At 44.8% G+C, this 12,326-nt stretch carries 10 protein-coding genes; 9 read left to right on the top strand and 1 reads right to left on the bottom strand.

Features of this window, described 5'->3' with window-relative positions; all coding sequences use genetic code 11:
* Nucleotides 1-4: 4 nt before the first annotated feature.
* From ACFQ21_RS19780 to ACFQ21_RS19740, 9 genes are all read left to right on the top strand, one after another.
* Nucleotides 5-577 carry a sugar O-acetyltransferase gene (locus tag ACFQ21_RS19780; RefSeq protein ID WP_377581597.1) on the top strand — a complete coding sequence of 191 codons (573 nt, stop codon included), beginning with the start codon at nucleotides 5-7 and terminating at the stop codon, nucleotides 575-577.
* Nucleotides 578-725: 148 nt separating this feature from the next.
* Nucleotides 726-1,037: a hypothetical protein gene (locus ACFQ21_RS19775; RefSeq protein ID WP_377581595.1), complete on the top strand. Its 312-nt coding sequence runs from the start codon at nucleotides 726-728 to the stop codon at nucleotides 1,035-1,037.
* 141 nt (nucleotides 1,038-1,178) lie between these two features.
* On the top strand, nucleotides 1,179-1,946 hold the full coding sequence (locus tag ACFQ21_RS19770; RefSeq protein WP_377581593.1) for a hypothetical protein: 768 nt from the start codon (nucleotides 1,179-1,181) through the stop codon (nucleotides 1,944-1,946).
* A gap of 122 nt (nucleotides 1,947-2,068) precedes the next feature.
* Nucleotides 2,069-4,228 carry a T9SS type A sorting domain-containing protein gene (locus tag ACFQ21_RS19765; RefSeq protein WP_377581590.1) on the top strand — a complete coding sequence of 720 codons (2,160 nt, stop codon included), beginning with the start codon at nucleotides 2,069-2,071 and terminating at the stop codon, nucleotides 4,226-4,228.
* A gap of 140 nt (nucleotides 4,229-4,368) precedes the next feature.
* The gene (locus ACFQ21_RS19760) at nucleotides 4,369-4,806 is read left to right on the top strand and encodes a lipocalin-like domain-containing protein (protein WP_377581587.1); all 438 of its coding nucleotides are present in this window, start codon (nucleotides 4,369-4,371) and stop codon (nucleotides 4,804-4,806) included.
* 70 nt (nucleotides 4,807-4,876) lie between these two features.
* Nucleotides 4,877-5,368 (top strand): RNA polymerase sigma factor, encoded by a 492-nt coding sequence (locus ACFQ21_RS19755; protein ID WP_377581584.1) that lies wholly within the window; start codon nucleotides 4,877-4,879, stop codon nucleotides 5,366-5,368.
* Between the two features lie 3 nt (nucleotides 5,369-5,371).
* Nucleotides 5,372-6,280: a FecR family protein gene (locus ACFQ21_RS19750; RefSeq protein ID WP_377581582.1), complete on the top strand. Its 909-nt coding sequence runs from the start codon at nucleotides 5,372-5,374 to the stop codon at nucleotides 6,278-6,280.
* Nucleotides 6,277-8,958, top strand: a complete 2,682-nt coding sequence (locus tag ACFQ21_RS19745) for a carboxypeptidase-like regulatory domain-containing protein (protein WP_377581579.1) — start codon at nucleotides 6,277-6,279, stop codon at nucleotides 8,956-8,958. Before ACFQ21_RS19750 ends, ACFQ21_RS19745 begins: the two co-directional genes overlap by 4 nt.
* A 138-nt stretch (nucleotides 8,959-9,096) precedes the next feature.
* Nucleotides 9,097-9,921 (top strand): hypothetical protein, encoded by an 825-nt coding sequence (locus ACFQ21_RS19740; protein WP_377581576.1) that lies wholly within the window; start codon nucleotides 9,097-9,099, stop codon nucleotides 9,919-9,921.
* 172 nt (nucleotides 9,922-10,093) lie between these two features.
* Here the strand turns inward: ACFQ21_RS19740 and ACFQ21_RS19735 are convergent, their stop codons facing one another.
* Nucleotides 10,094-12,256 (bottom strand): xanthine dehydrogenase family protein molybdopterin-binding subunit, encoded by a 2,163-nt coding sequence (locus ACFQ21_RS19735; RefSeq protein WP_377581573.1) that lies wholly within the window; start codon nucleotides 12,254-12,256, stop codon nucleotides 10,094-10,096.
* Between the last annotated feature and the right edge of the window lie 70 nt (nucleotides 12,257-12,326).

Genomic DNA, 12,326 nt, shown 5'->3' with positions numbered 1-12,326 from the left:
GCCTATGAAAACAGAAAAACAAAAAATGCTTGCCGGTGAGCTATACAACGCTCTAGACAAAGAGATCTCCGATGAAAGAACCGCTACACGTCTCCTGCTGAAGCGATTGAATGAAACAGCCGAGAATGAGACTGTGCTGCGTGCTGAAATACTAAAACAACTGCTGCCGCATGCTTCCGATGGATTGTGGATTCAACCTCCCTTCTATTGTGACTATGGCTATAACATAAAGATCGGAGAGAAAGTATTTTTCAATTTCAATTGTGTTGTGCTGGATGTAACCTATGTTACGATAGGACACCGGACACTCTTTGGTCCGAACGTGCAGATCTATACCGCTACACATCCTGTCGATTTTCGTGAGCGCGCCACGGGCCTTGAGTATGCCAAACCAATAACGATCGGAGAAGATGTATGGATTGGTGGAAGCGCTGTGATCTGTCCCGGGATAAATATTGGAGACAGAACCGTGATTGGCGCAGGGAGCGTTGTAACAAAAGACATTCCTTCCGATGTATTTGCAGCCGGCAATCCCTGCAAAGTAATCAGGTCGTTAGATTCTTCTCGTACTGACTGAGATCCCATTCCCTGCCAAGCGTTAAAAATTCCTATGAAAATGGATTCATCAAAAAATCTCTCAATATACTTTGAAATACAAAGTACTTTTAAATATCTTTACATGTCTTTCAGAAAGGCGCAACAAAACAGCATAACAGAAAATAACTATGAACAACAAAACAGAAGTAGCGATGAGCAGGAATTCAATCATTTTGAACTCGATAAGCCTCCTCTTTGGCGTGGTATTTTTTGCGATCGGTGTGATAAACACCTTCTGGGGTAACGATCCCGGCTTCGGAGTTTTTATAGTACTTCTTTCGCTTGTATACTTCCCTCCTATAACTGCGATGATAAAAGAAAAGACAGGTCGTTCCGTTCCGCGTATCATCAAAATTCTGTTAGGTGTTTTTATTCTATGGGCTGCCCTGGGTGTAGGCGAACTGTTCGACAAGATCGATTTGATGATGGCGGATCTATAGTCTGCTATAATTCTTCCCGCTAACGATTCAGGATTCAAAGTATATTCCGAATGTCTATAACTTTGTTTACCTGAATTGTTAACGCATTCATCAAAAGAAAGCATATTTGCATCGGTGAACTATATATTCTCCGATTCTTCTATGAAACTGATTCCCGTCCTGTTTTTATTCTTCTCTGTTCCGGTATACGCACAACATTCTTCAAGCGATCTGCTCAGGCAATTTGAAAGAATATCCTATTGGGCCGAGTATGATGGCTCCGACTCAAAAGTTGACAAATACGATTCGTTGGAGCACGCAAACCAGGTATTTGCCACAAAACTGCTGGCCTATACATCGCGACAGCCTTCTTCAATAACTGATACGTTTACAGCCCTGCGCGACAAAGGTCTTCGGATAGCAACCTCCGATGACGGGCTTTTCAGAATATACTCCTGGGACGATCAGGGTGGCGGTACCATGCGCTATTTCAAAACTATATTTCAGTATAAAAACGATGGAAAGCTATATTCAAAAATCATTCGCGTTGAGACTTCGCAGGAAGAACTGGGCGATTGGTATTCTGACATCTATACATTAAAAAATGCCGGCAAGACTTACTATCTGGCCGTGAAGCATGGCATTTACTCTTCTAAAGATTGCTACCAGGGTATAAAGATATTCAGTATTGTGAACGGCACCTTACAACACGATGTAAAGCTGATCAAAACAAAAACCGGTATACGGAATGAGCTTGGATTTAACTTCGATTTCTTTTCTGTTGTGGACCGAACCGAACGGCCGGTAAAGCTCATCAATTACAATACAAACGAAAAGGCAATCAGCATTCCTATAGTCTGGGAAAATGGCAAAGTAACCAGCAAGCTGATCATATATAAATTTACAGGTGAGTATTTTGAGAAACAGTAAGTATACCTATAGCTGATTTACCGTTGCACCGTGCTTTTTAACGGCTATAGAATTCGTGAGATTTCAGTTTAATCTTACCTTCCAACGGTATGGATACTGGTGATTGCTATATTTATTAGTATATGTATAAACTCTTGTCTGCTATCCTTCTTACTGCAACCTGCCTGGGTGCAGAAGCACAACGACAATTTTGGGGCACTACCAGTTCGGGCGGCCAATACGAAAATGGCTTCATCTTTAAAACAGACTCTATCGGTGATAACCTTGAGATTGTTCATCACTTCAAAAATGAAATTGACGGGTCCAACATTGGTGCCTTGCTACTGGCGAGCAACAATAAACTATATGGTCTTGCAGCCTCCGGAGGCCAGGGAGGAAGTAACAGTGTATTCTCAAGTGGTACGCTCTTCGAATATGATCTTAACACGGACCAGTTTCGTGTGATCGAACATCTGGGTCCACTGAGTACTAACTTACCAAATATATTTACCCCACGGGCGGAAGGAGTGCGTGGTTTAACAGAAGTGTCTCCTGGTCTTATTTATGGACTGGCTCGTCAAGGTAAGTATGTATTCTCCTATAATTTCAACACAGGTGTATTCGACAAACCCTTCGTATTACCTACATACCAGGGTGGCCCTACCAACAGCACGATGCAGAACCAGATAGCAGAAGCATTCTATAAGGCAACCGATGGAAATTTATATGCCTGCACCACGACCAATTCAAGTTGTCCTGTTGCCAATCCTTACATGGGCTCTATCATTCGTGTTATTCCTTCCACCAATGCACTTGCCATTCGCTACCGGAGTGTGTGCCTGGTGGACAATGGCTATACATACAACGGTCATTTTGCAGAGGCTAACGGTAAACTTTACGGAACAACAAACAACGGAGGTACATCCAACCAGGGTGTAATCTTCGAATATATACCTTCGTCCAACACCTATAGCAAGCGTCACGATTTTCACGGAGGCGTACTTACCAACAGCTTCTACCCTACATCGCTCGTGTTTGCCAAGAATGGTAAACTATATGGTACTGCGCATGGTGGTGGTGTGCCGGAACAAAATCTGGCCAGTGGTGGAGGTATACTATACGAGTTTGATTTGATCACAAACACGTTTACTAAAAAACACGATTTCCTTCTGGGTATCGGATGGCTTGGAGATGTAGGTACCTTCCCTTCTTCGCTCGTCATCAGTGGCAACGGTAAACTGTATGGTTGCACAGAATTCGGAGTCTTTGAGTATAATACTACGACAAGCGAACTTCGTATGGCGGGTCGCTTCTGGACACGCGGCTTCGCTCCTTCTATGCTCCAGGTCTGCAGAAAACCATCGTATCAACACCAGACCGTTACTACACACGAGGTGTGTAAAGACGCTGCGTTCACACTTGACCTCGCGAGTCCGAATGCTACAACTATAGTCTGGAAACATAACAATGTTACTGATGCATCGCGAACAACATCAACGTTGAGTTTTGAGACATTTACGGCAGCCGATGCAGGCACCTGGGTATGTACACTGACCAATGAATGCGGCTCCACGACATCACAGACCTTCAAGCTTGTTATGAACAATCCTCCTCAACCCGTAATAACACCAGGAGGCCCTGCAACATTTTGCAGCGGTGAAACGATCACACTCATTGCCCCTGAAGGATTCGCCAGCTATACCTGGTCTACCGGAGAAACATCGCGCGAAATTATAATCAGCGAAAGCGGAGACTATACGGTGAGCGTAAACAATGGCTGCGAGAGTCCGCTGTCTCAACCGGTAACCGTAACAGTGCTAGAATTGCCTTCGGCACCAACCCATATTGAATCAACAGCCTATAACAAATTAAAAGCTGTTGGAAGTACTACCCGTTACGAATGGACATTCAACGGTACACTGCTAAGTGATCAAACGGCCGAGATCACCGTAACCGAAACCGGTGTTTACGAGGTTCGCAGCGTGAGTGACAAAGGATGCCGCTCGGAAGATTTTGCATCGCTTACTTTTGTAGTCACCGGACTCGAAGCAGCCGGAAAAGAACAACTGGCAATCTACCCGAACCCTAGCCGTGGCATTGTAAACGTACGTGTTCGCGAGGAACTGATCGGGCCGGTAGAGGTATCGTTGTATAACACAAGCGGTCAACTGGTGATCAAACGTTCCATACACTTCAACCGAGACGAAAATACGATCTCATTTGGACAACTGCCTGCCGGTATATATAGACTGCTGTTACGAAAAGAATCAAAACTGATTTCCGCCAATGTGGTTATCCGCTGAGTAGATACATCCACTCAGCACAACGCAAAGGTTGTCCCGTCAGCACAGCCCTGGCGGAGCTTTGTAAGATTTTCACAGATTTTTTTTACAGGCGGGTAGGGTAAATTGGGAATTACTTGTATTCTTAATAAATTCAGCTTATGCCCCTTTTATCCGCAAGACACCTCCTATCCGCAGGTATTGTACTAACGCTCTTCACATCATCGTGTAAAGACGATGACGCAACTCCCAGCAAACGCCCGCTGCTGGTGGGTAAACAATGGACAACGGTCTATTATGAAATGGATGATGAAGACATCACCGATGATCGGGAAGCATGCGAAGAAGACAACACAACAACTTTTTTTGCTGATGGAACTTTCATCGATGATATAGGTAATGAGCTGTGTGAAGAGTTCGAAACAGACGTTCAGGGTACCTGGGAGTTCAAGGCGAATGAGACAATCATCAGTATTCGTCCGGCAGGAGAAAGTGCATCGGACTGGAACATTGTTGAACTCACCGACAGTACACTCAAAATCTCACAATATATACAGCAGCTTCAGGCTGAGGTTGTGGTTGTGATGACCCCGCTGTAACTTTAATTTACGTTCATGACAGGCAAGCGCTGCAAACCAATATATCGGATCACCAACTCTATATTCAGGAATGACACGGGAAGATTTCAAGTCGGTTTTTGATGAGTACTATCGTCCGCTAAAGAACTTCCTGTACTATAAACTGGCAGATATAGATTTAGCGGAAGACATCACACAAGAGGTGTTTGTCAAGGCATGGGACAAACGCGACACGATCTTGCTTGAGACCGTGAAAAGTTATCTCTATAAGATCGCGAATAATCTTGCTATTAATCATTTCAACAGTGCGAAGACGCGATTCGAACTGAAGCTCGAAGATCATGATCGCAGTGTTCAGGAATCACCCCACTATGTATTGGAGAAAGATGAGTTTGCTGCAAGGTTGAATCGTACACTAGAAAATTTACCCGAGTCTCAACGCGTGGTCTTTCTGATGAACCGCATCGATGATCTGACCTATAGCGAAATTGCCGGGCGATTGGACATCAGCGTGAAGGCCGTTGAAAAACGGATGCAGGGAGCACTTGAAAGTTTACGAAGTATCACACAATCCAGGTTTTAATTTATGGAGAACCATAACGATTTTTTTAAGGACTGGCTGGAGGGAAAAGTATCGCCTGCTGAACTTAAATCCAGGGAAGAAAATGGCAATGCGCTCATTCGGGAGTATGATGAATTGATCACACGATCTGCCAGCTTGAAAGTACCCGACTCCGGTTCAAAGGAAGACGCGTGGGAAAAACTCTCGGGTAAATTAACCGAGACACCGAAGCCCGAAGCCAAAGTTGTAAAGATTGGTCGCTGGATTCCGTTGAGCATCGCTGCATCGGTAACATTATTAGTGATTGCATTCTTCGCATTCCATGAAGCTACAGTTACAACAACCATGGCTGAGACAAAAGTATATACTTTGCCCGATGGTTCGGAAGTAACACTGAACGCTGAATCTAAAATTGCTTACTCCCGATTCAACTTTTCAGACGACCGAACCGTAACGCTCGAAGGAGAAGCTTTCTTCAACGTAACCAAGGGAAATACATTTACGGTGAAAAGTGAAAACGGAAATGTTACTGTACTGGGTACCAGTTTCAATGTAAATACAAGACCTGCAGAATTCGAAGTGTCTTGTTTCACGGGCAAAGTAAAAGTAACTCATGACAAACATGAGGTTATGCTTACCAAGGGGTTGTTTACTAAATTGGACAAGGACAAACTGATTGCTGCGGAACCGTTCGATGACAAAAAAACTACATGGCGCCAGGGAGATTTCTATTTTGAAGGTAGACCGCTGAATATTGTAATTGATGAACTGGAACGACAATTCAATGTCGAAATTATACTGCAGGGTGATGGCACCCGATTATATACCGGTTATTTCAGTAACAAAAATCTGGATGAAGCGTTGGAGATGGTATTTAAACCCATGTCTCTGAACTATACACACGAGACAGCTAACAAGATAACGGTGAAGTGACCCGGAGTATATTTATAGTTCTGTTCATCGTCATTAACATAACACTGCGGGCACAACAACCTGTAGAGGAAGTTCACGTCCAGGAAATATTTCGAAAAACTCTGCTGTCAAAAGCACTCAAGACTATACAGGATAAATATAGTCTGAAGATTGCCTATGATCCTTCTCTCGTGCAGAATATAATTGTTGACTTGCGACTGAATGATCTTGGGATATTGCAAAGTCTCGAACGCCTGACAGAAGGAACCCCGGTAAAGGCACAACAAGTAGGAAACAACTTCATTATTGTACCGCGTCCAAAGGCCTCAGACGAAAGTATACCGGGGAAGACAAATATCAGTCTGTCCGGGAAAGTTATTGATCACAGTACAGAAGAAACATTGCCACAGGCAACGATATGGGTACACGGCACAAACATTACGACTACCACCAACAACGATGGCCACTTCACGCTATTTGCCATTCCGCATGACACTTGTACGTTGGAGGTGCGATACCTCGGCTATATTACGCAAGCAGTTCGCATAAAAGATCTCGATACTTCCCGTGAATTCAGTATACACTTAAAAAGCGATACACAGATTTTGAATGAAGTAGTTGTACTTGATGAATATAACCAGGCGGTTCATACAGAAGATATACCAGGAGCTTTTGTTTTTAATCCGAAAGCACTTCATACACTTCCTTCGCTGGGAGAACAGGACATGTCGCGAACCATGCAGTTACTGCCGGGCGTTACGGCTACCGATGAATCTTCTTCCGGTATGATTATACGTGGCTCACACGCGAGCTATAATCTTACGCTGCTGGACGGGATGACCATATACCAGCAGGATCATTTCTTCGGTTCGTTCAGCATCATCAATGCCGATATCATCAAAGACGTGCGCGTGCATAAAGGAATGTTTGACCCAAGGTATGGCGGCCGTGTATCGGGTGTAATTGACATCACTACAAAGAATGGGAACAGCGTAAAACCGGCCTTCAACGCCAAGCTCAACATGATCAACGGGAAGGCTACTGTCGAAATACCGATCACAAAAAAATGGTCGCTCTTTGCCGGTGCCAGGCGATCGTTTACCGATGTTGTCCAAAGCAAACTGTTCGACAATCTCTTTGCAATAGCAAGAACCTATAATGATCAGATCGATATCTTTCGTTTTGTTGAACCGCTCGGCAGACAAGTAACTCCGCAGTATTATTTTTTCGATACCAATACCAAACTTTCCTTCCGTCCATCCAGTCGTGATATACTTTCGCTTAGCCTTTATATCAGCCGAGACAGAATGGACATTCGTGACAGCACTTCGCTCGGCAGTGACAACGATACTTTTATAGTAGACAGCGATGAAGTTACACGCTGGGGAAATAACGGGGCAAGTCTGCGCTGGGCACGTCAATGGAGCGATACATACTATACCAATATCCGCATATCGGACTCCAAATTTTTCCGGAAGTATAATTACCAGCACGAGATCGTATTGGATTCGGGACAAAGCACGTATGCATTTAATTTCAAAAACAGTATCAACGACCTGAGCTACACTGTCGACAACGAATGGAAGCCACGCAATACGCTCTCCGTCGACTGGGGCCTGTCGGGTACGCGACAGGAAACGGACGTACATATACAAGACCGATATACATCCGATATAGTTTCTCCGGATGAAATACCTGAGGACACGAACATCACCGAAAATGAATATAGCTGGCTTCACAGCTTATACGGAGGAATAACGGTTTCACCTGCAAGCCGATTAACAACTTCGGCCGGTGCGCGCATGGTATATTATTACAATCAACGTGGGCAGGTATATTTTGAACCGCGACTTACTGCCTCCTATAAATTGACCGGGCAGCTAAACCTGAAGACAGGTTATGGTCGCAGCCACCAGTTTATCACACAACTCTTTTACCCTTCACGTACTGGCTCGATATCCGGAATCAATGAAAACTTCTGGATACTGTCCCGTCCCGGAGATGTGAGCGCTCCGGTTATATCATCCGATCATGTGAGCGCAGGCGCAACCCTGCGAAGTAAACAATTCGCGTACGATGCCGAGGTCTATTATAAAACAAGTGAAGGCGTGATCATTGACGAAAATCTGAACTCCGGCAACACAACTATATATGGTCTTGATATTATGGTGCAGAAAACAAGCGGTATCCATAAGGGATGGATTGCCTATTCACTCGCGCATGCTACACAAACACATCCCTATATTTTGCAGGGAGCCCACGCGCCATCGTGGCAGGATCAACGCCATGAACTCAAGGTTATAGACATGCTGATGTTACGTAACTGGAATCTTTCCTCCACACTCATCTTCGGATCCGGTAAACCTTATCCCAAATACACAGTGCGTTATCATCGCAATGAGGATGGTGTGATCAATGACTATGATCTTCTGCTGGACTATAGCAACCAGTCACGGCTGCCGGTATATTTCAGAATTGACTTCGCAGCTTCCTATAGTATACGACTTAAGAACTCCCGTGAAATTGAAATGGGACTATCTATCCACAACATTACCGATCATAAGAATATTAAAACACGAAAGATCGATACCACCCGGCTGGACGAAGCCAAGCTCACCAACACGGAAGTTCCGGCAACGTACATGGATATTGTACTGCTGGGGTTCGCTCCTACCCTTTCGGTAAATGTTTCTCTTTAACAGGACACTACGTTTGGGTAACAACTACAGCTTTATTTCCACCAGAATCGCGATTTCAAAAAAAACTTTAAAAATCTTTTAGGGTAAATCACGGGGTGCCTGTAATCATATTGAAAAACACAAAAACTCAATATGAAAATGAAAACAAAGACTATCAGTTCGCTTTTAATCCCGTTTGTTCTTGTAGCAACATTATTTCTTTCTTCCTGCGATGACGATGCAGAAAAATCATCCGACACCAGTGAAGCCGCTAAAAAAGAAAACGTAAATAAGGTTCTTGACTTTCGTGAAGATCTCAATTTTGTCAATCGCTTTGTCAATGAGAGCGTAACCAATATACCTTCTGAAGCAGGACGCAGTACATTTGCAACCTCTACCATTGCCAGGTTAAAAAGTTCGGCTCCATGTGCAGAGGCAATCGAAGAAGAACTATCAAACGGTTCAACAAGGATCACCATGAACTTTGGTGACGGCTGCGAAACGGAAGAAGGTACCGAAGTTTCCGGAAGCGTGGTAATTATATTTTCCTTGAGCGAAAATACAATTGAATATAGCCTGGAATTTATAGACTATAGCGAGCTCGACTCCGATGAGCACGAAGGAGAAATTGTAAATGGTACAGTAAGCGGAAGCTTCGTGTTCGACCTTGAAGCAGGTATATTTACGCAGGAAATGGAACAGGATCTTACCGTTACGTACGCCAACAACACGGAAGCTAAATATAAAGTAGCGCAGGCTGCAGAAATGACAGAAGATGGTTTACGGGTGATCTCGCTAACAACCAGTGGTAACTTTGCAGATGGTGGAGCATTCTCGATGACACTCCGCAAAAACCTTGTATATGATTTCTCTTGTGCCGGCGATTTTCCGATTGAAGGCGAAGAAATGCTGATGTTCCAGGGCAACAGCATTCTCGTGAACTACGGGAACCGCACTTGCGATAGAGACTTTACTGTAAAGTAAACTTCAGCTATAGAGAGTTGCGGGCTTCGAGCTCCGAGAGGAAAAAAGCTGATGGCTTCTGGCTGCTGGAGTTGGGAGTGACGGTGCCGTATCAGTATAGTAAAATCCCGGAAGGCCCTCTCCGGGATTTACTCTTTTAAAGTATATACTTTACTGAATTCAATATTAATTTCTATACCTCCGCCAATTGAAAAGGTAATTTCCGTATGCGTTTACCCGTCAGGTCAAATATAGCGTTGCAAAGTGCGGGGGCAAAGGCGGGCAATCCGGGTTCGCCTACACCTCCCGGCTTTTCATCGTTCTCCATAATATGCACTTCAATCTCGGGTATCTCCTGCAAGCGCGGCATAGTATAGGTATTGAAATTCTTTTCAACGGCTTTACCTTCTTTAAAATGCGTGGCATGATTTATAGCGGCTCCCAATGCCATGATAATACTACCTTCTACCTGTGCCCGAATGATATCCGGATTTATATACATGCCACAATCAATCAACGCATATACTTTATCGATCTTGATTTTCTGGTCTGGCTTGCGCGATACTTTTACAACCTGTCCTACCATCGCACCAAAGCAATCGGTAATGGCCACGCCCCACCCTTCATTCTTCGCTCTGCTTTTCCAGTTGCTTACAACGGCAAGCCGATCCACCAATGCGAGGCTGCGGGACGAAGCCAGGTGAGCCTTTCGGAATTCAAGCGGATCTTGTAACGCTAGGTGCGCGAGTTCATCGATGAAACTTTCAAAAGCGAAAGCATCTACATTGGCTATCGGTGCCCGCCACCACATGGTTGGTATAGGCGACTTGGTCGGGACACCGCCAAAACTATAATGTGGTATTGATTTATAGTAGTCGCTTAGTGAGCCGCCTATCTCACCGGTATTTGCTTTTAGTGATTGAGGTTGTGCGTCCTTATCCTCTCCCTGTCCTATATATTGTGAAGCCGAAATGATCTGAAGAGCATGTATCTTTTTCTGCGCGTCCACACCTCCACTGCATTTATAGAAAGAGCCTGCCCGAAAAGGTCCCATCGTCATATCATCTTCTCGTGTCCACATTACCTGCACAGGTGCCTTTATGGCTTTTGAAATAAGAGCTGCTTCGAGCGGGTAATCCGGAAATGCTTTTCTACCAAAGCCACCTCCGAGAAAAGTCATATTTACTGCAACATTCTCGATGGGTATATTAAGTCTTTGGCTTAGATCCGCCTGTATCCAGTTAGCCTCCTGTATTGGTCCCCATATTTCAATGCTGTTGTCCTTTACATCCGCAATGCAATTGAGTGGCTCCATGCAGCTATGCGATTGATAAGGTGCTTCATATATATACTCAATAACAGCGGTAGAATTTTTTAAGGCTGTCTCAAAAGCATCCGGTGTCACGGGTTTGTCGAGGTCCTGTCTCATTCGGGTTGAGAGCTGTTCTGAATCGAGGTGTTCAAAGCCGGCATCATCCCATTCCACTTTCAACAGCTTGCGACCTTGCATTGCTGTCCACAACGAGTCCGCTACTACAGCAACACCTTCGTACATCAAACCAAACACAGCACGCTGCACTTTCATCACATGCTTTACTCCGCTAACGGATCTGGTCGCTGCATCATCAAAGCTTTTTACTTTTCCCCGAAAGCGCGGACTTCTTTCTACTACCGCATAGAGCATACCCGGTAATTTTTTATCGAGTCCAAATACAGCGGTACCGTTGGTCTTGGCGGCTATATCTTTACGCCTGATCGGCTTGCCTATAATTTTATAGTCTTTGCGTTCTTTCAGTTTTACCGGTTGAGGTGGTGTGAGCTGCGCGGCATCTTTTACCAATACACCATAGTTTAGTTTTCTTCCGGTAGCGCGATGTACCACATGTCCATTCTCAGCATAACACTCTGTTGCTGCTACTCTCCATTGCCTGGCGGCCGCTTCAATGAGCATGCCCCGGGCAGACGCCCCCATGCGTAATAACTGCTGATACCAGCCGCGAATGGAGAAGCTTCCCTCCTGTGGCTGTGGTCCGTATTTTTTTGGATTAGCAGGAGCATACTGTATACGCACGTTGTCCATGGCAACTTCCAGTTCTTCAGCAACAATTTGTGGAATGGCCTGCCAAGTACCCTGTCCCATCTCGGAGCGATGGTTGAAGAGTGTAACGTTACCCGCAGTATCAATCGATATCCATGCCATCAGCTCGGTTGCTATAGCTTCGGCATCCTCTACCGGAACAATTTCTCCCGTGCTTTTTCCGGATGCAGGCCAGTAGCAGCCGATTGTGAGCGCTATACCCGACAAGCCTGCCTGTTGCAAAAAGGTTCGCCTGGAAAGATGCCGTTTATGCTCCATCGTTATGAGTTTTTATCTGTTTCGGGACATATACTTATGCAAACAACACAACGGCTTTGCTATCCTCCAC

Origin of the sequence: Ohtaekwangia kribbensis (assembly GCF_042676245.1) — a bacterium.
GTDB lineage: Bacteria > Bacteroidota > Bacteroidia > Cytophagales > Cyclobacteriaceae > Ohtaekwangia > Ohtaekwangia kribbensis.
Note: the sequence above shows the minus strand (reverse complement) of the source record. Positions and strands in the feature narration are given on the sequence as shown.

Excerpts from the sequence above, each read along its gene's own strand:
- ACFQ21_RS19770 (WP_377581593.1), top strand. The coding sequence starts at position 1,179 with ATGAAACTGATTCCCGTCCTGTTTTTATTCTTCTCTGTTCCGGTATAC.
- ACFQ21_RS19765 (WP_377581590.1), top strand. The coding sequence starts at position 2,069 with ATGTATAAACTCTTGTCTGCTATCCTTCTTACTGCAACCTGCCTGGGT.
- ACFQ21_RS19740 (WP_377581576.1), top strand. The coding sequence starts at position 9,097 with ATGAAAACAAAGACTATCAGTTCGCTTTTAATCCCGTTTGTTCTTGTA.
- ACFQ21_RS19735 (WP_377581573.1), bottom strand. The coding sequence starts at position 12,256 with ATGGAGCATAAACGGCATCTTTCCAGGCGAACCTTTTTGCAACAGGCA.
- ACFQ21_RS19780 (WP_377581597.1), top strand. The coding sequence starts at position 5 with ATGAAAACAGAAAAACAAAAAATGCTTGCCGGTGAGCTATACAACGCT.
- ACFQ21_RS19755 (WP_377581584.1), top strand. The coding sequence starts at position 4,877 with ATGACACGGGAAGATTTCAAGTCGGTTTTTGATGAGTACTATCGTCCG.
- ACFQ21_RS19775 (WP_377581595.1), top strand. The coding sequence starts at position 726 with ATGAACAACAAAACAGAAGTAGCGATGAGCAGGAATTCAATCATTTTG.
- ACFQ21_RS19760 (WP_377581587.1), top strand. The coding sequence starts at position 4,369 with ATGCCCCTTTTATCCGCAAGACACCTCCTATCCGCAGGTATTGTACTA.
- ACFQ21_RS19750 (WP_377581582.1), top strand. The coding sequence starts at position 5,372 with ATGGAGAACCATAACGATTTTTTTAAGGACTGGCTGGAGGGAAAAGTA.